This is a genomic window from Pseudomonas guineae, from assembly GCF_900113745.1.
Classification (GTDB): Bacteria; Pseudomonadota; Gammaproteobacteria; order Pseudomonadales; family Pseudomonadaceae; genus Aquipseudomonas; species Aquipseudomonas guineae.
Genome location: NZ_FOQL01000001.1, coordinates 863,634 through 888,432 on the forward strand (window position 1 = coordinate 863,634; position 24,799 = coordinate 888,432).

Annotated in this window: 25 protein-coding genes and 1 riboswitch; of the genes, 12 read left to right on the plus strand and 13 right to left on the minus strand. The window is 60.1% G+C overall.

Annotated features, from left to right (window positions below; genetic code table 11):
* The first annotated feature begins 38 nt into the window (after positions 1-38).
* Positions 39-944, plus strand: a complete 906-nt coding sequence (locus BMZ32_RS04040; protein WP_208598693.1) for a GlxA family transcriptional regulator — start codon at positions 39-41, stop codon at positions 942-944.
* 123 nt (positions 945-1,067) lie between these two features.
* On the opposite strand, the gene BMZ32_RS19290 is transcribed toward BMZ32_RS04040, so the two are convergent.
* The 3 genes from BMZ32_RS19290 to BMZ32_RS04050 all read right to left on the minus strand — a co-directional run bounded on the left by BMZ32_RS19290 (position 1,068) and on the right by BMZ32_RS04050 (position 2,462).
* The gene (locus BMZ32_RS19290) at positions 1,068-1,244 is read right to left on the minus strand and encodes a DUF6435 family protein (RefSeq protein WP_139213934.1); all 177 of its coding nucleotides are present in this window, start codon (positions 1,242-1,244) and stop codon (positions 1,068-1,070) included.
* A 108-nt stretch (positions 1,245-1,352) separates the two neighbouring features.
* Positions 1,353-1,979, minus strand: coding sequence for a 3'-5' exonuclease (locus BMZ32_RS04045; RefSeq protein ID WP_090239903.1), 627 nt, complete (start codon positions 1,977-1,979; stop codon positions 1,353-1,355).
* A gap of 3 nt (positions 1,980-1,982) precedes the next feature.
* A complete protein-coding gene (locus BMZ32_RS04050; protein WP_090239906.1) occupies positions 1,983-2,462 on the minus strand; it encodes an NYN domain-containing protein in 480 nt (159 codons plus the stop codon).
* Positions 2,463-2,594: 132 nt separating this feature from the next.
* On the opposite strand from BMZ32_RS04050, the gene BMZ32_RS04055 reads away from it, so the two are divergent.
* Positions 2,595-3,257: a hypothetical protein gene (locus BMZ32_RS04055; protein ID WP_090239908.1), complete on the plus strand. Its 663-nt coding sequence runs from the start codon at positions 2,595-2,597 to the stop codon at positions 3,255-3,257.
* A gap of 38 nt (positions 3,258-3,295) precedes the next feature.
* Here BMZ32_RS04055 and BMZ32_RS04060 read toward each other — a convergent pair whose 3' ends face one another.
* Entirely contained in the window at positions 3,296-4,141 is an 846-nt protein-coding gene (locus tag BMZ32_RS04060) for an SDR family oxidoreductase (RefSeq protein WP_090239912.1), read from the minus strand.
* Positions 4,142-4,176: 35 nt separating this feature from the next.
* A complete protein-coding gene (locus tag BMZ32_RS04065; protein ID WP_090239915.1) occupies positions 4,177-4,416 on the minus strand; it encodes a CDGSH iron-sulfur domain-containing protein in 240 nt (79 codons plus the stop codon).
* 254 nt (positions 4,417-4,670) lie between these two features.
* Here BMZ32_RS04065 and BMZ32_RS04070 point away from each other — a divergent pair, with 254 nt between their 5' ends.
* Both BMZ32_RS04070 and BMZ32_RS04075 read left to right on the plus strand, forming a co-directional pair.
* On the plus strand, positions 4,671-5,414 hold the full coding sequence (locus tag BMZ32_RS04070) for a substrate-binding periplasmic protein (protein ID WP_090239918.1): 744 nt from the start codon (positions 4,671-4,673) through the stop codon (positions 5,412-5,414).
* Positions 5,415-5,745: 331 nt separating this feature from the next.
* A complete protein-coding gene (locus BMZ32_RS04075) occupies positions 5,746-7,092 on the plus strand; it encodes a cyclic di-GMP phosphodiesterase (RefSeq protein WP_090239921.1) in 1,347 nt (448 codons plus the stop codon).
* Between the two features lie 85 nt (positions 7,093-7,177).
* Here the strand turns inward: BMZ32_RS04075 and hrpB are convergent, their stop codons facing one another.
* Positions 7,178-9,712 carry an ATP-dependent helicase HrpB gene (gene hrpB / locus BMZ32_RS04080; RefSeq protein WP_090239924.1) on the minus strand — a complete coding sequence of 845 codons (2,535 nt, stop codon included), beginning with the start codon at positions 9,710-9,712 and terminating at the stop codon, positions 7,178-7,180.
* Between the two features lie 163 nt (positions 9,713-9,875).
* Between hrpB and BMZ32_RS04085 the strand changes: the two genes are divergently transcribed.
* The 5 genes from BMZ32_RS04085 (at position 9,876) to BMZ32_RS04105 (ending at position 12,934) form a co-directional block, all read left to right on the plus strand.
* Entirely contained in the window at positions 9,876-10,295 is a 420-nt protein-coding gene (locus BMZ32_RS04085; protein ID WP_090239928.1) for a polyribonucleotide nucleotidyltransferase, read from the plus strand.
* A 115-nt stretch (positions 10,296-10,410) separates the two neighbouring features.
* Complete coding sequence (locus tag BMZ32_RS04090) at positions 10,411-11,289, plus strand: cation diffusion facilitator family transporter (protein WP_425272861.1); 879 nt, start codon at positions 10,411-10,413, stop codon at positions 11,287-11,289.
* 315 nt (positions 11,290-11,604) lie between these two features.
* Entirely contained in the window at positions 11,605-12,084 is a 480-nt protein-coding gene (locus BMZ32_RS04095) for an Lrp/AsnC family transcriptional regulator (protein ID WP_090239933.1), read from the plus strand.
* Between the two features lie 179 nt (positions 12,085-12,263).
* On the plus strand, positions 12,264-12,467 hold the full coding sequence (locus BMZ32_RS04100) for a DUF2788 domain-containing protein (protein WP_090239935.1): 204 nt from the start codon (positions 12,264-12,266) through the stop codon (positions 12,465-12,467).
* A 74-nt stretch (positions 12,468-12,541) separates the two neighbouring features.
* Positions 12,542-12,934 carry a globin gene (locus tag BMZ32_RS04105; RefSeq protein WP_090239938.1) on the plus strand — a complete coding sequence of 131 codons (393 nt, stop codon included), beginning with the start codon at positions 12,542-12,544 and terminating at the stop codon, positions 12,932-12,934.
* On the opposite strand, the gene BMZ32_RS04110 is transcribed toward BMZ32_RS04105, so the two are convergent.
* Positions 12,935-13,504 (minus strand): pseudouridine synthase, encoded by a 570-nt coding sequence (locus BMZ32_RS04110; RefSeq protein WP_167376739.1) that lies wholly within the window; start codon positions 13,502-13,504, stop codon positions 12,935-12,937.
* A 204-nt stretch (positions 13,505-13,708) separates the two neighbouring features.
* Here BMZ32_RS04110 and ahr point away from each other — a divergent pair, with 204 nt between their 5' ends.
* The gene (ahr, locus tag BMZ32_RS04115; RefSeq protein ID WP_090239944.1) at positions 13,709-14,743 is read left to right on the plus strand and encodes an NADPH-dependent aldehyde reductase Ahr; all 1,035 of its coding nucleotides are present in this window, start codon (positions 13,709-13,711) and stop codon (positions 14,741-14,743) included.
* A 63-nt stretch (positions 14,744-14,806) separates the two neighbouring features.
* Here the strand turns inward: ahr and amn are convergent, their stop codons facing one another.
* From amn to BMZ32_RS04145, 6 genes are all read right to left on the minus strand, one after another.
* Positions 14,807-16,282: an AMP nucleosidase gene (gene amn, locus BMZ32_RS04120; protein WP_090239947.1), complete on the minus strand. Its 1,476-nt coding sequence runs from the start codon at positions 16,280-16,282 to the stop codon at positions 14,807-14,809.
* An 82-nt stretch (positions 16,283-16,364) separates the two neighbouring features.
* Complete coding sequence (locus tag BMZ32_RS04125) at positions 16,365-16,691, minus strand: DUF3703 domain-containing protein (RefSeq protein ID WP_167376711.1); 327 nt, start codon at positions 16,689-16,691, stop codon at positions 16,365-16,367.
* Positions 16,692-16,900: 209 nt separating this feature from the next.
* Entirely contained in the window at positions 16,901-17,581 is a 681-nt protein-coding gene (locus BMZ32_RS04130) for an energy-coupling factor ABC transporter permease (protein WP_090239952.1), read from the minus strand.
* A gap of 55 nt (positions 17,582-17,636) precedes the next feature.
* A riboswitch (cobalamin riboswitch) is annotated at positions 17,637-17,844 on the minus strand.
* 102 nt (positions 17,845-17,946) lie between these two features.
* On the minus strand, positions 17,947-19,599 hold the full coding sequence (locus BMZ32_RS04135) for an acyl-CoA dehydrogenase family protein (protein ID WP_090239955.1): 1,653 nt from the start codon (positions 19,597-19,599) through the stop codon (positions 17,947-17,949).
* A 2-nt stretch (positions 19,600-19,601) separates the two neighbouring features.
* Positions 19,602-20,249: a TetR/AcrR family transcriptional regulator gene (locus BMZ32_RS04140; protein ID WP_090239958.1), complete on the minus strand. Its 648-nt coding sequence runs from the start codon at positions 20,247-20,249 to the stop codon at positions 19,602-19,604.
* A gap of 405 nt (positions 20,250-20,654) precedes the next feature.
* On the minus strand, positions 20,655-23,036 hold the full coding sequence (locus BMZ32_RS04145; protein WP_090239960.1) for a hybrid sensor histidine kinase/response regulator: 2,382 nt from the start codon (positions 23,034-23,036) through the stop codon (positions 20,655-20,657).
* A gap of 244 nt (positions 23,037-23,280) precedes the next feature.
* Here BMZ32_RS04145 and BMZ32_RS04150 point away from each other — a divergent pair, with 244 nt between their 5' ends.
* Both BMZ32_RS04150 and thiE read left to right on the plus strand, forming a co-directional pair.
* Complete coding sequence (locus BMZ32_RS04150) at positions 23,281-24,075, plus strand: hydroxymethylpyrimidine/phosphomethylpyrimidine kinase (RefSeq protein ID WP_090241538.1); 795 nt, start codon at positions 23,281-23,283, stop codon at positions 24,073-24,075.
* A gap of 13 nt (positions 24,076-24,088) precedes the next feature.
* Positions 24,089-24,715, plus strand: coding sequence for a thiamine phosphate synthase (gene thiE / locus BMZ32_RS04155; protein WP_090239963.1), 627 nt, complete (start codon positions 24,089-24,091; stop codon positions 24,713-24,715).
* Positions 24,716-24,799: the final 84 nt, after the last annotated feature.

The window sequence follows — 24,799 nt, forward strand, 5'->3', positions numbered from 1 at the left end:
TTGCCTCGACCCTGATGCAAGCCAAGGACTTCTTCCACATGGCCAGCCTGCGCTATGGGAAACAGCAGGGTTTGGGCCTGACGCCCACCTTCGAGATCCACCTGGTTAGTCCAGACGGTCTGCCGGTGCGCAGCTTCAGTGACGTACTGATCCCGGTCGATGGCGCACTGGAGGATGCCGAGGTGATTATCCTGCCGGCGTTCTGGGATGACTTCGACGCGCTGTGCCAGCGCCATCCGCAGGTACTCAGCTGGCTGAAACAGCGCCACGCGGCCGGCAGTGTGATCTGCGGTGAAGCCACCGGTGTGTTTTGGATGGCTCAGGCCGGCTTACTCGATGGCAAAGAGGCAACCACTTACTGGCGGTTCTTTAACGAGTTCACCGAGCGCTTCCCCAAGGTGCTGCTGAACCAAGAGAAACACCTGTCAGATGCCGATAACCTTTACTGCGCCGGCGGCACCACATCAGCCTGCGACTTGTACATCTACTTGATCGAGCGCTTCTGCGGGGCCAACGTAGCCCAGGGTGTAGCCCGCGACATTCTCTATGAAGTGCAGCGTAATTACGCCCCCGGGCGCATCGGGTTTGGCGGGCAGAAGCTGCACCACGACATGACCATTCTGCAGATCCAGCAGTGGTTGGAAGATCACTTCGCCGACAAATTCCGCTTTGAGGATGTCGCCCGCGAACACGGCATGAGCATCCGCAACTTTATGCGCCGCTTTCAAACCGCCACCGGTGACAAACCCTTGCACTACCTGCAGCGCCTGCGCATTGAAACCGCAAAGAGCCTGCTAAGCGCTACCCGCAAGAGCATCAAGACCATCAGCTATGAAGTGGGTTACGACGACGCCAGTTTCTTCGCTCGCCTGTTTCGTCAACACACCGAACTGTCACCTAACCAGTACCGCCGCCAGTTCCAGCATAAGGACAGCCACGCCTAAGTGTTGTTGTGCAACCTTGTAGACACACCTGTTCTTACGCGCACCTTACTTGGGTTATCTAAGTAGTGCTAAAACGCAAAAAGGCCGCCCACTGGCAGCCTTGCTATTGAACCAACAGACCAATCAGGTCTTGTCGCGCTCCAGCGGCTCAAGCTGCGCCCACAACGCCTGCGCCTCTTCGCTCAGCGTGGCGTAGCTGCGTATATCGCCATTGCGCTGAGCCTGCATGGCCTCTTCCAATTTAGCGCTGTATTGCTTGCGCAGCTTCTTCGCGGGATCGTTTTTAAACAAACCGAACATGCTGGATGCCTCTATCGAGAAAAGACGCTGAGATGAGCGCACTGCAAGCTTAATTCAGTCGCGTGCACCACTTGGCGAACAGATGTAACAAGGTACTAAAACCGCGATTCAAGCCGATGCGTGATCACGGATTTGCTGCAGTGCCAGTGACATTTTCGCTGCCGGCACCCGCTGCAGGTTACACAGCAGCTCATGCGATATCTCGGCGATGCCGTGACGCTCGCGCAGCAGCGCCGCCATAAAGCAGGTCAGGTTGGCCGCCATTTCTGCATCAGCCAAAGCCCGGTGCGCCTTGCCGGTATCCGGCAAGCCGGCCCAGCGGTTTAGGTTACCCAACTTATGGCTAGGCGCCAGTGGTAACAACCGCCGTGACAACAGCAAGGAGCAGGCAAAGGGCTGCACCCGCTGACGGCGAATCAGCGCCAACTCGGCATCCCAAAATTTCTGATCGAAGCTAGCGTTATGCGCCAGCAGCGGGCGCTCGCCAACAAACGCTGCCACCTCCTGCATCACCTGCGCGGCAGGTGGCGCCGAACGCAACATGGCGTTGCTGATGCCGGTGAGTTGCTCGATAAACGGTGGCACCCAGGCTCCGCTGTTCATCAGGCTTTGATAACGGGCAACAATCTGTCCGTTCTCGACGATAACCACACCGATCTCAGTCGCGCGGGCCTGTTGAGCCGGGGACATGCCGGTGGTTTCGAAATCGAGTACGGCGATGGAATCTGCAAGCATTGATCAGTTTCTCAGCAACAGGCTGCCTTCAATCGGCACATAGCGGCTGGCGGCACGCACCAGCGATTGCGCAGTCAGCCCTGGCACGCCATAAGCGATGGCTTCGACGCCGTGACTGCTACGAATTTTCTCCAGCAGCAAATCAAAGTCGCCATCACCCGAGGCCAGTACCACCTCATCCACACGCAGCGCGGCGTCCATGATATCGATGGTGATCCCCACGTCCCAATCGCCTTTGGCCGAACCGTCGCTGCGCTGAATATAGGGTTTGAGTTTGACGGTAAAGCCGAGGTTACGCAGGATCTGCTGAAACTGCTGTTGCTTGTGATCACCGCGGTCGATGGCGTAAGCATAGGCTTCAACAATCTGCCCATGCTGGCTGATATCAGCCCATAGTGCGGCGTAGTTGAAATGGCAACCATAGGCCTGGCGCACGGTGTAATAGAGGTTCTGTACATCGGCGAATACGGCGATCTTCTTCACCGGCAATCCTCATAACTGGGCAATAAGCGCCGGGCAGTATGCCAGAAGGTGACCGCCTGCAGGCCTGCATCAATTGGAGGCCCCGGAGCAATCGGCTAGAGTAGCGACTGCCCTCCTCAATGCGCGCCCACCATGAATCTGTTCTCTGTACTGCGTGACGCCTACTACTTTTTCACTCACAACCTGGCGGCGATTGCCCGCCTGTGCCTGCCACTAATCGTACTTGAGGGTTTGCTGCTGCAACAGGTCAGCGGGTTGGTCGCGGCCGAGACCGCGACACTCTGGCGCTTACTCGCCGGCCTACTGTTTTACCCGCTGTACAGTGCCGCGCTGATTCTGTTTCTCGATGCACGCAGCCAAGGCCTGCAGCCCCGTGGCCGCGATCTGTTCGCCACGAGTCTGCGTCTATGGCCAAGCTTTGCTTTATTGGCAGGGCTCAACACCCTGGCAGTCTTGCTGGGCGCCTCGCTATTCGTGCTTCCGGGGCTATGGCTGATGGTCAAACTGGCGTTTGCTGAGTACCTGCTGGTACTGCGTGGCCTGAGCCCGCTGAAAGCATTGCATGAGAGTTTCGAGATGAGCAGCGGTTATTTCTGGCCCATGCTCGGCTGCATCCTGATTGTCATGCTGCCGCTGTGGCTGCTCGACAGCTGGAGCCAAGCCAGCACGACCTTCGCCGGTAATGCCCTGGCCAGCCTGCTGCTGGACTGCATCAGCCGCTTTCTCCAACTGTTTTCCAGCGTCGTGTTGTTTCGCCTATTTATGCTGCGCAGCAGCCTGCCTGATATCGAGTGAGTGGTGGCTCCGACCACCCACTGCAGCAGTAGTAATTATCAGGTGCGCCCCGCGCGCTGCGGCTTCAAGCCGGACAAGCGCGGCAACAACACGCGCTCGAACACTCGCGGGAAGAACCGCGCGAGCACCCGCGCACGCCAGTCAACATTCGACAATACCAACAGCCGCCGGCGCTTTAAGGCGCCGTGATAGATCGCCTCGGCGACATCCTGCGCTGACGCGACCTTACCCATCGCCAGAGGCGGCTGCGCGGCCACCGAACCGTCACCCACCAGGGCATTTTTGCGCAGGTCGGTGGCGGTAAAACCTGGGCACACCAGCATCACATTGACCCCGGAGCCTTTCAGTTCATAACGCAAGGTTTCAAACAGCCCATGCAGCGCATGCTTGCTGGCGTTGTAGGCGCTGCGGTAGAGCAGCGGTGCGAAGCCTGACAGCGAGCTAAGCACGATGATCTGCCCACCGCGGGCAATCAGGCTGGGCAATGCGGCTTTGGTGCAGTGCAAAGCACCAAAATAATTGACCGCCATAATCCGCTGGAATACCGCCAGCTCGGTGTCGGCAAAACTGCTGCGGTGGGTAACTCCAGCGTTATTGACCAGCACATCGATACCACCAAAACGCTCAACGGTCAGGGCCATGGCCCGCTCAACCGCCACTGCATCAGCCACATCGCAGAGCACGCCTAGAGCCTCGGCGTTATGGTGATCCGCCAAGTGCTGTACCAGGCTGTCGAGCGCCTGCTGTTCTAGGTCGAAAATCACCAAACGCGCACCTGCCTGAGCCAAGCGAATGGCCAAGGCCCGACCGATACCGGCGCAGCCGCCGGTAATTAGCACAACCTTGCGGTCGAATACCTTATTGGCGAACACCTTACGGTACATAACCTGCCCTCGAGCCAGTCACTGCAAAGGCGTTACTACAACCTGTTATGACTGCCATCGCAACAGGGCGGTGCTTGCGTGTGCTTACAGCCACAGAAGTACAGGGTCGTATCCTCGTCTGCATGGTATCTCAGCGGGGTAAAACCGCTGCCTTTATGCTGCCCATCGCAAAAGGGCTGCGTTGCGCTGCGCCCGCAACGACACCAAAAATAATCTTTGCCGGCGGTGACCGCCACCGCATAGGGGCTGCGCTGAGCAATCGTAGGGGTATTCATGCGACCTCCTGAAGCAACCGGGGTCATGCGTTGCAGCATCGTTACCGCCACGCATCTCCGGCATGCTCGCCCAGCATAGCTCACCCCTATCAGCGGCCTTGCTGCTGCGGCTACTCACGCACCGGCTTTTACCGACCATGGGCTAAGCTTTGCTGTATTCAGCTGGACAACACTACTGGCAGTTAGCCATGATCGCAGCATGTGACAGTTTTATAATGAAAAGACGGTGTATAGCCGCAGTGTGTAACCACTTGATGCCACGCTCTCTCTGTCTTGCGCTGTTCACCGTGTTCTTCTGCGGACTCAGCTACGCCGCCACCACCAACGACGCTCGGCCGTTGGTGCGGGTGGGTTATTACGAATTTCCACCTTACTCCTACACAGACAGCCAGGGACTTCCCAAGGGCGCCATCCTGCAACTGAGCAAACGCCTGTTGGAGCACGCCGGTTACCGCGGCGAATTTCGCTCATACCCCAGCGCGCGCCTTTACAACGCGCTGCAAGATGGCAGCGTGCAGGTTTGGCCAGGGGCCCCGGGTAAAGCGGAGCTGCGTCAGCACACCTTGGAAGCCCGTACCCAGCTGGGCGAAATTGTCCTCAACCTGTATTTCCGCCGTGGCACCCTGATGCCGAGCCTGCCTGAAGACCTCAAGGGGCGTGGAGTGATCATGATCAGCGGCTACACCTACTGGCAGCCGATTAACCAGATGCTCGACGATCCGCGACTGGGCGTGCAGCAACACCGTACCGGCACCCACACAGCGGCCCTGGAAATGCTCCAGCGCCGTCGCGGCGATTTTTTGCTCGACTACCACACCCCGGTAGAGCAAGCGCGCAAACGCTTAGGCATGCCAGAACTGCCCTTCGTGCAACTGCAGCGTATTGCGCTCAAACTAATCGTCTCCAGCCATACACCAGGAGCCGAAGCGTTGCGTGATGCGCTGGATCGAGCCTATGAAGAATTGCAGGCGGCGGGCGAGGACATGCGCCTGCCCTAATGCCAGGTAAATTGCCCCCGGCAACGAGGCTGACAACGCCTTAACCACGCTGAAAGGATGATCGCTATGCCGCCGCGCAAGACGATTTGATTCGTAGCTTGCCTTACACGTACGGCAACAAGCAGCATGGCAACAAGCACAAGCAAACACTTTAAAATGACCGATCAGACGATTAGCAAGGTACGGCCAAGAAAATCGTCATTAACATATTGATCAACCACAATCTTCAAAGCTTGAAACGCTGGGCCGCACTAGTCTTGGCATATTGTTCAGGGGCTCTAGCGTGGTCTCAGTAGCGAATAGGCCAGCGCCGTTAATAGGTGTGACACACATGAGCAACAACCTCACGGGTCTAAGAAAAGTCCTCACACGTGTGCGCATACCGGTCAGTGAACTGGCCTTAGGCATGCATGTAATCGAGCTAGATAGACCGTGGCTAGAAACTGACTTTCTAATACAGGGTTTCATCATCAAGCACAGAGCGGAGATAGACTCACTACAGCGGCAGTGCGTCTTCGTTTTTATCGAAGGTATTGAGCAAAAACTCGATATACAGCCCGAGTTTCACGCTAAGAAGCCGAGCCTATTGAGTCGCATACTGGGCAACACACTCAACAAGCCTACAGCCATAAAAAACAAGCAAGAACCCTCGGCACTAACGCCCTGCAAGCCGACCGAACAGTCGCGCACGACCTACATCAATAAGATCAGTGCCGGAGAAGAAATGCAGGTTGCGCGGGACAGTTACAGCTCCGCCAAGACCGTGGCAAAGAGCATCATGGAAGACTTACGCATCGGCCGCATGCTCGATATGAACCAGGCACGCAATACGGTCGACGAGGTAGTCGACAGCCTACTGCGCAATGATGATGCATTGGTGTGGCTAACCAAGCTGAAGAACCAGGATGAGTACACCGCTGAACACTCGCTCAACGTCTGTATTTTGTCGGCGGCCTTCGCTCGACACCTGGGTCATAACGAGGCAGAGATACGTAAGATTGGGCTCGCAGGGCTATTGCACGATATTGGCAAAGCAAAAATACCGGTCGAAATACTCAACAAGCCTGGTCCGCTGGACGACGATGAGCGCGCCCTGATCAGGCAGCACCCTAATATGGGGCGCAGCTTGTTGATGACCTCCGCCTCCGTCGAGCATTACACCATCGACGTTGCCTACAGTCATCACGAGCGAGTGGACGGCACTGGCTATCCGCGTGCGCTGCAGGCTCACCAAATCCCCTATTACGCCAAACTAGTCGCCATCGTCGACACTTATGACGCCATTACCAGCAGCCGTGCCTATGACACCGGGCGCGCCTCAATGGCGGCTCTGGAAATCATTTACAACAGTCGCGACAGCCACTTTGATGCTGATCTAACGGTAGAGTTTATCCGCTGCATAGGCGTGTATCCGCCAGGCGCAATAGTCGTAATGACCAATGGCGAAGTTGGTGTCGTAGTCGAATCAAACGAGAGCAGCAAGCTGCGCCCAAAGATTGTCCTGGTCCAAGATTGCGATAAAGAGTGGCAAGAAAAACGCAGCATTGACTTGAGCCAAGACGATCAGGATAAAGACGGCAAGCCCTACGCCATTGCTCATGAAGTACCGAACAAGACCTTCGGCATTGATATCAAGGCGTTTCTCCAGGAAGGCTGGCTGGCCTTTGCCGCCACATAAGGCAACAGCGCCACACCGCAAACGCTCTTTGCCGGAGATAAATGACCGGCTAAGCCACAGGTAAACCCTGCAGGCAAGGTCATCGCTACTTTCGCGGTTTAGCACGCGCGGTGGGCTCGGCGATCAAGGGATCATCGGGCCAATAATGTTTCGGGTAGCGCCCCTTTAAATCTTTCTTCACCTCGGTGTAGGTGCTGCGCCAGAAATTGGCCAGGTCTTGCGTGACCTGCACCGGCCGGCGCGCCGGTGATAATAGATGCAACTTGACCGCCTGCCGGCCGCCAGCAATGCGCGGCGTATCGGCCAAACCAAACAGCTCCTGTAAGCGCACCGCCAGCACCGGCGGCTGCTCGTTGTAGTCCAAGCTAATGCGTGAACCCGAGGGCACTTGCACGCTGCGCGGTGCCAGCTCATCCAGGCGCTGCGGTAGCGGCCAGGGCAGCAGGTTCAGCAGCAGGCTGGGTAAATCTAGGTTAGCGAAATGACTGAGCCGGGTGACATTACCCAGGTAAGGCTGCAGCCAGTTCTCCAGCGTCGCTAACAAGGCGGCATCGCTGACATCCGGCCAGTCGCTCGCGCCCTTGCCGGCCAGATCCAGCGCGCGTAATAACGCCACCCGAGCTTGCCATTGACGAAGCTCGGGCTTCCAAGGCAGCAACGCCAAGCCCTTGCGCCGCACCAAGCCGAGCAGAGCGCGGCTGCGCTGTTGGGTATCCAACCTGCTCAAGGCTTCGCGCGAGACCACCAACTCGCCAACCTTGCGCTGGCGTTCGGCACGCAGAGCGCCTTCGCGCTCATCCCAATCCAATACATCCAAGCTGCTGACCTGCTCAGCCAGCACACCCTCGAACAGCTGCGGCTCAAGCTCAGAGGCCAGGTAGATGCGCTCTTCACGCTGACCCTGGCGGCTGCCCAGATCGGCCACCACCAACCAGCGGTGTTTCATCAGGCCATCGACTTCAGCAAACAGTGCCGCCCGGCCGTTAGCCAGGCGATATTCCGCGCCGCCGTCACGGCGCTGCTGGGCGATGCGGTCCGGGTAGGCAAACGCTAGCAAAGCCCCCAGCCAGCGCGGATGCTCCGGATCACTGACCGCCTGCGGACTGGGCCGGTGCTTGAGATAACCCTGAAACTGCCGGGCCAGTTGCCGAACACGTTGCACCCCACTTTGTGCGCCACGGGCGGCGCGTAACTCGCCCGCCAGCAGGGCCAGCCGACTGTGCAGGTCAGCCCCAGCACCGCGCAGAATGTCACGTTCGCCAAGCAGCGCCGCCAAGTCGCAGGCCATTGCAGCAAGACCCAGTTCCTGCCCGCGCAGGAGCAGGTGGGCGATACGTGGATGGGTGGGCAGTTCGGCCATAGCCTGCCCATGAACGGTCAATTTGCCCTGGCCATCCACCGCCCCTAAACGCGCCAGCAATTCCAGGGCCTGGGCATAAGCAGCCGCGGGTGGTGGATCGAGCCAGACCAGCTCATCCGGCTGCACGCCCCAGCGTACCAATTGCAGCGCGAGCCCAGCGAGATCGGCCTGGAGTATTTCCGCCGTGCCGTAAGCCGCCAACTGCTCATGCTGCGCCTGCGACCACAACCGGTAGCACACGCCCGGCTGCAAGCGCCCAGCCCGGCCGCCGCGCTGGGTAGCGGATGCACGGGATATACGCTGGGTGTCGAGACGGGTCATGCCGCTGTTCGGATCGAAACGCGGCACCCGCGCCAGCCCCGCATCCACCACCACCCGCACGCCGTCGATGGTCAGGCTGGTCTCGGCGATATTGGTCGCCAGCACCACCTTGCGCAGCCCTGCAGGCGCTGGCTCGATGGCTGCGCGCTGGGCGCTAAGATCCAATTCACCATGCAGGGGGCAGAGCAAAATGTCGCGGCGCCCCGCCAAGGCTTCGGCCAACTGCTCAGTCACTCGGCGAATTTCCGCTTGCCCCGGTAGAAACACCAGCACACTGCCCGACTCATCGGCCAATGCCTGCAGCACCGTCTGCAGTACCTTTGGCTCCAGCCACTCACCCGCCTGCCAGGGTGCGCCCCAGCGGGTATCCACCGGGAACATACGCCCCTCGCTGCGCAGCACTGGCGCATCGCCCAGCAAACCTGCCAGGCGTTCACCCTCAAGGGTTGCCGACATCAGCAACACCTTCAGCGGCAACTCGCCAGAGTCTTCGCCGCGAAACATCGCGCGGCCATTCAGGCACAGCGCTAGCGCCAAGTCGGCGTCAAGATTACGCTCGTGAAACTCATCGAATATAACCAGGCCAACACCTTCCAGGGCCGGATCGTCCTGCAGACGCCGGGCCAGGATGCCTTCGGTGACCACCTCAACACGGGTACGCGGGCCGACCTTGCTGTCCAAGCGGATGCGATAACCGACGGTTTCCCCCACCGCTTCTCCCAACTCGCTGGCCAAGCGTTCGGCCGCGGCGCGCGCCGCCAACCGACGCGGCTCAAGCATGATAATGGTCTGTCCGGCCAACCAAGGTTGCGTCAGCAACGCCAGCGGCACGCGAGTGGTCTTGCCAGCACCGGGTGGCGCTTCGAGCACCGCTTCATCGCGCAAGGCAAGGGCCTGACACAGCTCAGGCAGCAACACATCGATAGGCAGGGTTTTCATGCGGGCTCCATTCAAGGGGCACGATTATAACGGCGAACCAGTCTGGTATTAGCGTTGTCTGAACTTCAGCTATTTTCTGTAGGCATCAGCGGCCGCGCCTGACGCAGCGGTATTGTGCGGCAGGCATTGGTATAGTTGCGTCACTTACCCAGGGAGATGTTCAATGCGTATCCATACCCGCGTTATCGGTGGCCTTCTCGTCACTGCCTTGTTCACTCAGCTGACCGCTTGCGGCACCTTATTTTTCCCTGAACGCCGCGGCCAGATCGAAGGTCGCATCGACCCCGTGGTAGCCGCGCTAGATGCCATCGGCATTCTCTTTTTTGTTGTCCCAGGGCTGATTGCCTTTGCGATCGACTTCGCCACCGGCGCGATCTATCTACCCGGCGGGAAAACAGCCCAACTTGCACCTGAAGACTTGCCGAAAGTCGTCGACGCGTATGGCAAGATCGACCCAGCTAAGCTCAAGGCGCTGATCCAAGTACAAACCGGCCATAGCCTGCCATTGGACGATCCACGCTTGATCCAGCACAGCGGCAGCGTCGAGCAACTGACCGCTTACGGCCTGCGCCCGGCGGCCTAACCCCGGCTGTACAGCCCGTCATTACGGCGGGCTCGCCTCAATTTCGCGCGAGCCTGGCAGAAAACCCTCCTATTCTGGATAGCCCGTGAACGTACCCTCCCATCATGCCCGCTTGATGCGTTTGGCGACCTTCGCTGCACTGGCGACGGCACTCACCCTGGCGCTGGCCAAAGCGATTGCCTGGTGGCTCAGTGGCTCGGTCAGCCTGCTGGCAGGGTTGACCGACTCGCTACTCGACGGCGCGGCCTCGCTGCTCAACCTACTCGCCGTGCACTACGCCCTGCGCCCCGCCGATGAAGACCACCGTTACGGCCATGGTAAGGCCGAAGCGCTTGCTGGCCTGGGCCAGGCATTGTTTATCGGCGCCAGTGCATTGTTGGTCGGCAGCCACGCGATTGACCGCCTACTGCACCCCGAGCCTATTGGCGCACCGGCCTTGGGCATTGCGGTGATGCTCTTGTCATTAGCGCTGACCATTGCCCTGCTAATGTTCCAGCACCATGTGGTGCGCTTGACCGGCTCCACGGCGATCCGCGCAGACTCGCTGCACTACCGCTCGGATTTACTGCTCAATAGCAGCATCCTCCTGGCGTTGCTGCTTGCCAGTTACGGCTGGGCGCAACTGGACGCCATCTTCGGCATCGGCATTGCGCTGTATATCTTCTGGAGCGCCATCAGCATCGCCCGCGAAGCGGCAACTGTGCTGATGGACAAAGAACTCGACCCACAGATCAGCGCACAAATGCACAGCCTGGCCTGCGCCGTCACGGGAGTGCTGGGTGTACATGATTTACGCACGCGCTTGTCTGGCACCCACTGGTTTGTCCAGTTGCATGTGGAGTTGCCGGGTGAGTTGAGCCTGCAGCAAGCCCACCAGCTCTGCGATCAAGTCGAGGCGGCAATTCGCAGCGAGTTCCCCCGCGCCGAAGTACTGGTGCATGCAGACCCCTGCAACGTGCCGCGGCACTCGGCAGCCGCGCAAGCGGGCAACTAGCACACAACAAAAAAGGGAGGCCTGCAGGCCTCCCTTTTTTGTCCGTCATTGTGGCGATGATAACGCCTTTTCTTCGCCCGCCTGGTTGGGCAGTGCGAACCCGGGTGCCGTGGCGATCCGGTGGGATCGGCGGCGACCGCTCACCTGATTGGGCGAGCCGGCTGGACATGTCGTCCGGGCCTTGAAGCTGAGATAAAGCTTACGCCTGCTAGCGCAACGAAAGATTGCTAATATTGCTGATAAACCCACCACTTGCGCAATCAATAGCTACAAGCGCACTATTTATCGCAATAAATAAACCATAGCATGGCAAAGATGAACAGACTTGATCGCTACGACCTGAACATCCTCACTGAATTGCAGCGCGACGCTACCCTGTCTAATCAGGACCTTGCCGAGCGTATCGGCTTGTCGCCCTCGCCCTGCTCGCGCCGGGTCAAGCAACTGCAAGACGATGGCTATATCCTCGGCCAAGTCGCCCTGCTCGACCGCAAGCAACTCGGCCTCACGCTGACCGCCTACGTGCTGATCGGCATGGACCGGCATACTCCGGAGCGCTTCGAACACTTCCAGGAAGAAATCCGTAAATGTCCGGAAGTCCTCGAATGCTGCCTGGTCACCGGCATGGATGCGGACTATCAGCTCAAGGTAGTGGTGCCCGACATGGACCACTATCAGAAGCTGCTGCTAGGAACCCTGACCCGTATCGAGGGCGTTTCCAGCGTGCGCTCCAGCTTCGTGCTGCAGCAGATCCTCTCCAGCACTCAATTGCCCCTGCAACACCTGCGCGGCTGATCACGGTTTAGGGCTAAACGCAGATCGCGATGCAACTGCGCAACGGCGTATAATCGTCGGCCTATTGCTGTGCCATGTGCGACCCGCCAATAAGAGCCTTGCGCTCAATCTATAAAATCGCATCGCCCACCTCCCGCCCTCGCTGGCGGCACAGCCTGTTTTAGCCAAACGAGGTTGCGATGGAAGTCGAACTGTTTGAAGAACTGATGATGACCGTCCTGGTTGGCGGCCTGGTGCTGTTTATGGCGTTTATCGTCTGGGACCTGGCGAAAAAATCCAAGGCAGGACGCTTCGGCACCATGATCCTGTTCCTCGCCCTAGGCCTGGGCGTACTGGGCTTTATCATCAAATCTTTCGTCATCGCAGGCCTGGAAGGCGTCTAACCGCTTGCGCCCTACTCAATTGACTTACGGCTGCATAACTATGCGGCCAGGGCAGCCTTTTACCTGGAGAAACCATGAACGCCACCGACCGCGTGATGCAAAGCTACGGACGCTGCTGTGCCAGCCCAAGTTTTTTTGACAGCTTTTACCGGCACTTCCTCGCCAGCTCCTCAGAAGTGCGGGAAAAATTCGCTAATACAGAGATGAACGGGCAAAAGCTGCTATTGCGCCAGGGCATTCTCAACCTGGTGATGCACGCCCGCGGCATGCCCGACACCAAGCTGCGTGCCCTTGGCTGCACCCACGCCCGCGCCGCCATGGACATTCGCCCGGGGCTTTATGACCTGTGGCAGGAGGCGCTGCTGCTGACCATCGGCGAGCATGACCCGCAATACTGCGGCGAAACGCGTAGCGCCTGGAATGAAGTCCTCGACAAGGGCATCGCCGTGATCAAAGCCGCCTACTGATCAATTAAGCTCGGCCGGCACTTCACGCCACTGTCCCGGCTGCAAATCTTCCAAACTAAACGGGCCGATACGCACCCGCACCAGGCGCAGGGTCGGCAAACCAACGGCGGCCGTCATGCGCCGCACCTGGCGGTTGCGCCCCTCACGGATCACCAGTTCCAGCCAGGAGGTGGGGATGCTTTTACGAAAACGCACCGGCGGGTTGCGCGGCCACAGCTGCGGCGCCTCCAGCCGGCGTGCTTCGGCCGGCAGGGTCGGGCCATCGTTGAGCTGCACACCGTCCCGCAACTGCTGCAACTGCGCCTCGTTCGGCTCACCCTCCACCTGTACCCAGTAGGTTTTCGCCAGCTTGTGCTTAGGGTCGGCGATGCGCGCCTGCAGGCCGCCATCATTGGTCAACAGCAGCAGGCCTTCGCTGTCGCGATCCAGTCGCCCGGCCGGATAGACGCCAGGCACCTCGACAAAATCCTTGAGGGTGGCGCGGCCCTGCTCGTCGTTGAACTGAGTCAACACATCAAAAGGCTTGTTCATCAGTAGTAAGCGCGGCTCAGCTGGGGCGACCTTGGCCACGCGGCGGATGCTGGGCTTAGCTGCAGAACGCCGCGAAGCGGCCGGATGCGGGGGGCGTGACATGGCAAATCCAAACTGAGCAACTGAAAGGCGCAGTGTAACCGAGGCAGGCGTTGGCCTATCACCCTAGCTTATCCGGGCGCATCTCGAGGGATGAGCAGGCTATGCTGGCTGAGTTCTGTTCCCTTCACAGAGGCAATCATCATGAGTTCGTCCGCATCCGACGTCGACACCTTCACCGGCTGGGCCGCCAAGGCCCCCGGCGCGCCCCTTGAGCAGTTCAGCTATGACCCTGGCCCACTAGGGGCTGAAGAGGTCGAAGTGGCGGTGGAATATTGCGGCATCTGCCATTCTGATCAATCGATGATCGACAACGAGTGGGGCAATGCGCGCTACCCCTTTATCCCCGGCCATGAAGTGGTCGGCACCATCGTGCGCTTGGGCGAACAAGCACGCGGCCTAAAGCTCGGCCAGCGCGTAGGCATCGGCTGGTACAAGGGCAGCTGCATGCATTGCGGCTCGTGCATGGAAGGCTCGCATAACCTCTGCCGCACGGTGAAACCGACCATAGTTGGCAGTAACGGCGGCTTTGCCGACCGTCTGCGCAGCCACTGGGCCTGGGCCGTGCCACTGCCGGAAGGGCTCGATCCGGCGCTGGCCGGACCGCTGTTCTGCGCCGGCTCCACGGTGTTCAGCCCGCTGCTGGAGTTCGGCGTTAAACCAACCGACCACGTTGGTGTAGTCGGCATCGGCGGCCTTGGCCATCTGGCGCTGCGCTTCCTTAATGCCTGGGGCTGCGATGTCACTGCCTTCACCTCATCGCTGAACAAACAAGAAGAAGCCAAACGCCTGGGCGCACACAAAGTCGTGGCTTCGACTGACAGCGCTGCGATGAAGGCGATTGCCGGCAGCCTTGACTTTCTGCTGGTTACGGCCAGCGCTGACCTGGACTGGAACGCCCTGCTCGGCACCCTGAAGGGCAAAGGCCGGCTGCATTTTGTCGGTATTGTACCAAGCGCCATTCCGGTGCACGTGTTCAGCCTGATCCCGCAACAGAAGACGATGTCCGGCTCGCCCGTAGGGTCCCCCGCGAGCATGGCCAGCATGCTGGAGTTCTGCGCGCGCCATCAGATTGTGCCGCAGGTCGAGCACTTCCCGATGAGCCAGGTCAATGAAGCCATCGACCACCTGCGCACCGGCAAGGCACGCTACCGCGTGGTGCTCGACGCTAGTAAATAAGCGAAGCTGAAACGCAAAAGCCCGAGGCGTAACACTCGGGCTTTTTCATGTGCAAGCCCCAATTTAACGGAACGGCGGCTCGTCAAAGCTGCGCAGCTTACGCGAGTGCAGCGAGTTGAGCTGACCGCGCAGCAGATCCAGTGCGGTGATGCCAATATGCAGGTGCTGAGTCACCGCGCGCTCATAAAACGCTCCCGCCGCGCCCGGCAATTTGATCTCACTGTGCAGCGGTTTGTCCGACACACACAGCAGCGTGCCGTAAGGCACCCGCAGGCGATAACCTTGCGCCGCGACGGTGCCGCTTTCCATGTCCACTGCCACGGCGCGCGACAGGTTGATCAACGGTCGCTCCTGGGCCCAGCGCAGCTCCCAGTTGCGGTCGTCGTAGGTCAGTACGGTGCCGGTGCGCAGGCGCTTCTTCAGCTCATCACCCTCTTCACCGGTTACCTGCCGAGCGGCTTCCTGCAGCGCTTGCTGGACCTCCGCTAAGGCCGGCAGGGGAATGTTCGGCGGCAGCACACGGTCGAGAATGCCATCGCGGCGCATGTAAGCGTGGGCCAGCACGTAGTCGCCGATGGTCTGCGATTGGCGCAATCCGCCACAGTGGCCGATCATCAGCCAGCAATGCGGGCGCAGTACGGCCAGGTGATCAGTGATGTTCTTGGCGTTGGATGGACCGACGCCGATATTGACTAAGGTGATGCCATCGCCTTCTTTTTCGCCCTGTAGGTGATAGGCCGGCATCTGATAACGGTGCCAGATGACGTTTTCGATAATCGCCTGCATTTCGCCTTCGGCCATGCCGCGCTCGATCATCACATTGCCGGGCATGACCATGCGTACAAAGCGCGAGTCGCCGACCAACATGTCCAGACCGTGACGGATGAACTGGTCGACATAACGGTGGTAGTTGGTCAGCAGAATCCACGGCTGCACATGTCGCCAGTCGCTGCCGGTGTAATGCACCAGGCGACGCAGGGAGAAATCCACCCGCGCCGCGTCGAACAATGCCAACGGCAATGGGTCGGTGTTTTCCCAGTCGTACAGACCATCGGCCGTGCCGTCAGTGGCGGCGGACAAGTCCGTGCTAGGAAACACCCGCGCCAGCTCTGCAGCCGTCACCCCGGAGCCAGCCAGCTCATCACCCTGCTCGACGACATAGGGGTAAGGAATACTCTGCTGGCTGATGCCTACTTCGACGCGCACGGTGTAGTCGCTCATCAACGGGCGCAGTTGCTCCAGCAGATATTTCCGAAAAGCCGCCGGGTGGGTAACAGTGACGCTGTAGGTACCCGGCACTTGCACCTTGGCATAGGCGCGCACACTGGCGGGTACCTCACCCTGCCCTTGGTAGGTCAGGCGCAACTCGGGGTAGCGGAACTGGCAGTGCTGCGCCGCATCGGGCTTGATGCGCTCTTTCAAGTAGCGCTTGAGCGCTGCACTTAAGCCGCTGGTCGCTTGCAGATGCAATGCGGCCAGACGGTCGACCGCCTCTTCAGCACTATTAGCGACAACAAAGTCATCAGAACACGTATTCACAAAACACCTTCCTGGCTGATCGCAATGGCTCTATCTTGCCCTGACCCACCGCGCCTGCGATAGCGCGCGTTGCGTCTGCGGTTTACTTGAGCAGCACCTGCAAATCCTCAGACAGCGGCTGCGGGGTCAATGCTCCCACGCGGCGCGTACCGGGATTACCCAGCGGGTAAACACCCACCAGCGAACCGAGACTGCCAGGTATACGTAACAGTTGTGCGCCACACTCGGCCCAATCGCGTTGCCGCCAGGCCCACGCTAGTAGCCACAGGTGGCTGCGCAGGTGCTCGCGAAAATCACGCTGGCCGAGAATATGTGCACGCTCCAGATGGCGCAGCTCGGCGACGGGGTCATGGCCGCGCTGGGCACGGGCCAGTTGCTGTTCCTGCCAGAAGGCCTGTTTACGGGTCATGATGTTACTCCTGCAAGGGTTCGGCATCAGCTTGCAGGCGCGGGGCGGCCCCCAGGTCAAGCCTGGACAGGCGACAGAATGAGTGGTTCTTGAACAGCCAAACGCTATGACTGGATACGCCAATGCAGGGCGATAGCGGTTAGCGAAGCTGCGCAGCGCTATCGCTTCAGCGACCGGTATCGGCTCACTGAAACGATAGCGACTAACGATTAGGCCGGCTGGTGCAGGCGTGCGTTGAACAGCGGCCCGCGGCTATAACCCGAGAGCGCCTTGGCCGCAGCCAATACACCCAGATCGACCAGAGGTTCAAGCAGGATCACACTCATATACGCCAGACCAAAGCTGCCCACGGCCGCCAGGTTCTCGCCGGAGAAGCCATTGCCGTAGACCGCCCAAAAACCTACCCAGGCAACGATGCCGCCCTGATAAGTCGCCGACAACGCCAACGCCTGCTTGTAGGAAAGCTCCACATAAGCGGTGCCCGGCGCGATGATGCGCTTGGCCAGCAGACTGATACCCCACAGCGGCAGCAGCAACGTGGTGACGTTCATGCCGTACTGCGGCAAGTCGAACTGAGCGAATAGCAGCCCTTGCAGTAACAGGCCAAACGCCAGACCGACAGCCGTTGCCCCTGCGCCGAACAGCAGCAACAGAGTCGAGCCGAGGATCAGGTGCACTTCGGAAACGCCAACCGCCTGATGCGGAAAGACCTCGAAGAAGCAGAACACCAACACGGTGGTCAGCAGGCTACGCAAGGCCAGGGCGGCGACGCCACCATTGCTGCGGATGCTGTCGAGGGCAAGCTTGGCCGTGAGGCCAAAGGCACCTACGGCGGTTGCGTAACTGAGGAAGAGTTTGGCGCCAGTAACGACTTCGGGTTCGATGTGCATAGAGATTCCTGTACCGCGCCCACCGCGCGATGATCTGGATTGAGGGAGTGGGCATAAGCGCCCGGCTTCGATGGCAGGTCTCCTGGCTCACGGCTTAACACTTCGCCCGCCTTCCCGACCTTGCGGCCAGTGGCATAGGGGCGTCGCTCACCGTTTACAGTTGCGGGGGCAGCCATGGTTTCGGTACCGGTTGCAGTACCCTCCATGTTCCCTTTTCATCCACTCACGTCACACGCTGCGGAACCATCGGCGGCCACCTTACCCGGCCGGCCACAGAAATGACAGAGCCCGGCGCAGAGGGCCGGGCTCAGGTTCAAGCAGAACGCTGCAATTTGCGCAAATGCCCTGGCTAGAGGGCGCACACCTCAGACCAGATGCGGTGTGCTGCGCGCCAATAACACTTCAACATCCAGCCCACGCGGCAACGTCCCGTAGACCCGGCCACCCTGACCGCTCAAACGGCTAGCGATAAAGGCATCGGATACCGCCGCATTACCGGCTTCTAGCAGCAGCTTGGCCTGCAACGCCAGGGCCACGTCTTCGGTGAGTTGACGGGCGCGGTACTGGATATCGGCGGTATCGCGGAAATCCGCTTGCAGCTTGGCAATATGAGTCTTGAGCCTTGCATCACCGTGACCGTCGCCCAACTCGGCGAACAGTGCATCGAGCACGCCCGGCTCTTTGGACAGCGCCCGCAACACATCCAGACATTGCACGTTGCCCGAGCCTTCCCAGGTCGAGTTGACCGGCGCTTCGCGGTACAGCCGCGGCAGGATGCTGTCCTCGACATACCCAGCACCGCCCATGCATTCGGCGGCCTCGTTGATCATCGCTGGCGCACGTTTGCAGATCCAATATTTACCCACCGCAGTGACCAGGCGGGCGAACTTGTCTTCCTGCTCGTCGTGCGGGTTATCCAACGCTTTGCCCATACGCAGGGTCAGCGCCAGTGCTGCTTCACTTTCTAAGGCCAAGTCGGCCAATACGTTCTGCATCAGCGGCTGCTCGCTTAGTAGGCGGCCGCCCACTTGACGATGGGCGCAGTGGTGCGCGGCCTGGATCAGGGCCTGACGCATCAACGCGCTGGAGCCGATCATGCAGTCGAAGCGGGTCAGCGAAACCATCTCGATAATGGTCGGCACACCGCGCCCTTCTTCACCAATCATCCAGGCCAACGCGCCGCGAAACTCCACCTCGCTGGAAGCGTTCGAGCAGTTGCCCAACTTGTTTTTCAAGCGCTGGATATAGAACTCATTGCGCGTGCCATCCGGGCGGTGACGCGGCAACAGAAAACAGGTCAGGCCTTTGCTAGTGTGCGCAAGAGTGAGAAAGGCATCGCACATCGGCGCCGAGCAAAACCACTTATGGCCGACCAGCTCATAGGCCTGGCCGGGGCCGCCTAGGCCCACCGGATAAGCGCGGGTGGTGTTGGCGCGCACATCAGTGCCGCCCTGCTTCTCGGTCATGGCCATACCGATGGTTGCGCCGGTTTTCTGCTCGATCGGCAGGTTGCGCGGGTCGTACTGGCTGGAGAGAATTTTCGGCAGCCACTTCTCGCCCACATCGCCTTGCAGCTTGAGCGCCGGCACGCTGGCAAAGGTCATGGTCAACGGGCAACCACTGCCGGCCTCGGCCTGGCTGTGCAGGTAACTCATGGCGGCACGCGCCACCTGCGCACCGGCACGTGGATCGGTCCAGGGCATTGACGGCAGACCGTGGGCGATGGCGGTCCTCATTAACTGGTGATAAGCAGGATGAAACTCAACCAGATCGACGCGATGGCCATAGCGGTCGTGACTCTTAAACAGCGGCTTATTTTCATTGGCGAGAAAGCCGGCGGCCATCAGCTCACCGCCCGCCAGGCCGCCATACACATCCAGGCGCTGCTCGGCCCAGCCGCCGCCAAAGCGCTGGGTCCACTCCTGCAGCGGCAGATCTACGCGATAGAGGTTGGCGCCGTCCAGCGACGGCACCTGATTGAAGACCTCATGGGTTTCGGCATGTTGACTGGCATTCATGGCTAACGCTCCTCTTCAGGCGATTGGGCACCCACGGCACGTAGGCAAAAGGTGACCAGGGCGTGACTGACTTCAGCCAAGCTGAGGGCCGGATATCCAGCTTCACGGGCGGCGCGCGCGGGCGGCGATAATGGACCGACCAGGGCTTCGGCAATCGCCCCGACCAAGCAGGCGGCGACCACGTTGACCTGCTGCACGTGAAATACACCCAGGGCGGCGCCTTCCTGCAGTAACTCGACGAATAATTCGGCATAGGCTTCGCGGTAGAACAGGCGCTGTTCGTCCACTTCCGGGTCAACCGGCTCAGCAATCAGGGCGAAGGCTAATTGGCGGCTGTGCCAGGCCCGCGCGGCAAAGCGCTCAAGCCCGGCGGCAAGGCGTTGTTGCGGGCAGCCAGGGCCGCGCACGCTGGTGGCTAGAGCGTCGACTTCACGCTGGCTGGCCACGGCAAACACCTCGGCCGCCAACTCGCCCTTGTTGCGCACGTGGCGGTAGAGGCTGCCGGTGGCGATGCCGACATCCTCGGCCAAGGCCTGCATGGTTAGTGCGACAAAGCCACCCTCGGCAACCCGCGCCAGGGCCGCGCTGATGATGCGTTCTCGCAGCGCGACGTCGCGGTCGATACGCAATGCAGTAGTGCGATAAGCCATAGTCTGAATCCTGATTCACGATCACTCGATTGAATCAGGATTCAGAGCTTGACTAAAGCGCGGTTCCGGGCACAACAGCAGGCATATACGCCAGCCGCTGGCGTATACAGCTTAATAAAAAACTCACGACCTCACGAGCTAGAGCCATACAAGGCTCTACGTTAGTAACAGCCTCCGACTGGTCAGAGCGGCGAGAAACGCAACGCAGCAAAGTAACAGCCAACGGCTGGCTCGTAGTGTGAGCGCAGCGAATCAAGCGGGCGGGGTTCGCCTGTAAATGAGCATTACTCGTTTCACTCGCCCTTCGGGTCGCGTTAAAGCACGTTAGCCACACGTGATTCCGACCGGGCTGTTATACCAGCCTGCTTTTAACGCAGTAGGGCCGACGCGCAGCCGATCGTAAGATCAGGCCTCGCGGCAGAGCACCCAGTCATGCAACAGGCTGCGCAACTGCTCAAATTTCACTGGCTTGGCCAGGTAGTCACTCATGCCAGCGGCCAGGCAACGCTCGCGGTCACCGCTATGGCTGTGCGCGGTGATCGCCAGCACCGGCAACGTCTTGCAACCGGGTAGGTTGCGCAGCACGCGGCAGGTGGCAAAACCATCCATTACTGGCATCTGGCAATCCAGCAGTATTGCGTCGATGGTTTCGTTACGCAGCACCTCTAGGGCTTCGGCGCCGTTATCGGCGGTACGCACTTGATACCCCAGCTTGAGCAGCATGCCGCGGGTGACCAGCTGGTTAATCGCATTGTCTTCAGCAATCAACACCGTGCACTGCTGCGGCTGACGCCATGCCGGGCCGCTGGCGCGCGGTGCGACGGCTGTCGGCGCGGTGACCGGCGCGGGTAAGAGCAACGGCAGCTCTAGGCGAAAGCAGCTGCCCTTGCCTGGATGAGACTCGTGACTGAGGTCACCTCCGAGTAAATCGACCAGCTGCCGACAAATCGCCAGGCCAATGCCCAGGCCGCCGTACTCACGCGTCATCGAGCCATCCAGTTGCTGGAAGCGCTGATACAGCTTGCCATCGGCTGGAGTGGTGAAGCCCACGCCGCTATCGATCACGTCGACACGCAACGGCAGAATATCGCTCGCGCTACCGCCCCGACGGACACGTACCCGCACCTCGCCCTGCAGGGTAAATTTAACGGCGTTATCCAGCAGGCAGTTAAGGCTTTGTAGCAGCTTGCTGGCGTCACCTTCGAGGGTGTCTGGCAGGCTGTCGTCGAGTTCGAGAATAAAGTGCAGGCCCTTTTCTTCGGCGCGCGGTGCATAGTGCGCACTCAGACTATCGAACACGCCGCGCAGGCTGAATAGCTCGCGCCGAGGGTATAACTTCCCGGCCTGAAGCTCGGTCAGGGTCAGGATGTCATTGACCATGCGCATCATGTCACGGGCCGAGCTGGCTGCGGTCTTCTGGTAATGCGCAAGCTCGCCGTCGATATCGAGCGTCTGCATCAACTCCAACGAGCCGATCACCCCATTCATCGGGGTGCGCAGCTCATGGGTGACCGTGGCGAGAAATTCATCTTTGAGACGGTTGCTGTTAGCCAGCTCTTGGTTGAAAGCTTCCAGCTTTAGCGCCGCTTCTCGGAGTATCCGCGTGCGGTCTTCCTTCATGGCATTGATGCGATCGGCCAGGGCCAGCGACAACAGGCCCACCTCCAGCGCCGAGCCGATCTGACTGGCATACATGGTCAGGAACATATTGGGCAGGTAGCCCAGAACCATCAGGGTATTGACCACGCCGCCACCGAGAAACGCACTCCAGGCGATGATGAAATAGCGCGCGACGCGCATGTCGCGCATCCAAGCCAGGATGCCGGCAGTGAAGATCACCACGGTAAAGCCCAGCGCCAAGTAGGTGGCCAACCGCAGCGACAATGCATAACTGGTCGTCAAGGCCAGCGTCATCACCAGCGCACCACAGGCCATCATCAACAAGAGTGAGCGGTCAACCCAGGGGCTGTGCTCAGCGGTATGCAGGAAGCTGCGAGAGAACTGACAACCGAACAGTGCCGAAGCGCCAATCAAGAATGGCGTGGCAGCGTTCGCCCACCACGGGCTGTTGGGCCAAAAATACTCGATGGCCGCGCCGTTGACCGACAATTGATAGAAGCCGAACGCGGCGATATAGAGGATGTAATACAGGTAGCTGGTGTCGCGCACGCTGAGGTAGATAAACAGGTTGTAAATCAGCATCACCAGCAGCACGCCATAGATGATGCCCAGCACATAGATGCGCGCTGGTTGCGCCTCCAGATAGGCGTTGGGCGCCCAGAGCGTCAGCGGTGCCTGAATAGAACCCTGGCTTTCCAGCCGCAGGTAAACGCTTTGCGGCTGCGCAGGCGCTAACTTCAACTCAAACACATAACTGTGCTGTTTGATCTCACGGCTGGAGAACGGCAACGCATCACCGGTGTGCTGGCGCAGCTGAAAACGTCCCTGGGCATCGGCCAAGTACAGCTGCACATTGTCCAGCGGCGGGTAGGCCAGCTCTAGCAACCAGGGCTGCACACCAGGCGCTTGCTGCGGACGGTATTCAAGATCGACACGCAACCAGAACACCGAGCGCGAATAGCCGGCGTTGAGCACGTCTTTGTCATGCTGGCGGAAGCTGGCGCGCAGAGCCGGTGAGGTGATGTCTTCGATGCTGGCATCGCCGCGCACATCCTCAAATACCGACATGGCCTTGCCGAGCGGCAGGCTGCGGGTGTTCTCATCAAAAACCAAGGCCCCAGCCAGCCCTGGCACCAACATAAAGAAGCAGAGAAAGATGTAGTGCATGCAGCCCAGCCAGAGTTAGCCCGCAGCGCCATGGTGCGCTTTAGAGCGGCGTATTCAGAAGGCCGGCACTTTAGCATAGGCACTTGCGCCACAACCCCAGGGAAACTTGAACTGCTTGGGGTTTTACGCGTGTGGCTGACCCTTAATGCCGCATCATAGTGAGGTGCGACAGATCGTCCGCCAGGTAGGCTTTCATCAAGCGCTGGGGTCTCTACAGCATGGTTTGGTGGTAAGCTCGCGCACCATGAAAATGCCTACTTCTCGCCCCGTAGTGCTGTGCCTGTCTGGTCACGACCCCAGTGGTGGTGCCGGCCTGCAAGCCGATATCGAAGCCCTGCTCGCCCAAGGCTGTCACGCCGCTCCAACCGTGACCGCGCTGACTGTGCAGGATACTGTCAATGTGTCTGACTTCCGGGTGCTCGACCGCGACTGGGTCTTGGCCCAGGCCAATGCGGTGATCAACGATCTGCCGGTTGAAGCCGTCAAACTGGGCATGCTCGGCTCAGTCGAGATGGTCGAAACCGTCCTGGAAATCATGCAGCGCCTACCCGGCATCCCACTGGTTTGCGACCCCGTGCTGCGGGCTGGCGGCGGCGGCGCACTGGGCAAGGATGAAGTCGGTTACGCGATGCGCGAACGCCTGTTCGCCGTGTCGACCATTGCCACACCGAACCTGCCGGAAGCACGCATCCTTGCCGAACTGCCAGAGGGCACGGCCGATGAGTGCGCGGAAAAGCTCCTAGAGCATATCCAGCACCTGCTGATCACAGGCGGCCATGGTGATGAACATCAGGTGCACAATCGCCTGTATTCGCGTGACGGCAGCCGCCACACCTTTACCTGCCAGCGCTTGCCCGGCAGCTACCACGGTTCGGGCTGTACCCTGGCCAGCACCCTGGCAGGTCGCTTGGCCTTGGGCCAGGAACTGGTCAGCGCCGTCGAGTTTGCCCTCGACTACACCTGGCGCACCCTGCGCGATGCCGAGCAACCTGGGCATGGCCAGTACATCCCACGCCGCCTGCCCCTAGACTTCTGCTGATGGAGCGCACCCGATGAAACTGCGTGGCCTGTATGCCATCACCGACAGCCAGCTCCTCGAAGGCCGCCTACTGCCCTACGTCGAGGCCGCACTCAAAGGTGGGGCAAAACTGCTGCAATACCGCGACAAGTCGACCGACGAAGCACGCCGCTTGCGCGAAGCCGAGGCCCTGCGCGAACTGTGCAACCGCTATGGCGCGTCGCTGATTATCAATGATGACGCCGAACTGGCGGCCCGCTTAGGCGTGGGCCTGCACCTGGGGCAAAGCGACGGCTCCTTATCGGTCGCGCGCGCCTTGCTCGGCCGCCAGGCGATCATCGGCGGCACCTGCCACGCCCAGCTTGAACTGGCTGAGGCGGCTGCTAAAGAAGGCGCCAGCTACGTCGCCTTCGGGCGCTTCTTCAATTCCAATACCAAGCCGGGCGCACCTAGCGCCGATGTAGCGTTGCTCGATGCCAGCAAAGGCCGGATCAACCTGCCGATCGTCGCCATCGGCGGCGTGACCCAGGATAACGCCCCCGCGCTGATTGCCCACGGGGCAAGCATGGTCGCAGTGATCCATGGCCTGTTCGCCGCCGATTCAGCCGCCGACGTCGAGCGCCGCGCTCACGCCTTTAGCGCCCTGTTCAACCCTAAGTAATGGCCTGGAGCCATTTTTAACGTCGCCAGCGACGCTGCCAGAAGGGTGGCCGCCACGGATGGCAGGCCATAACTAATTGTTCAT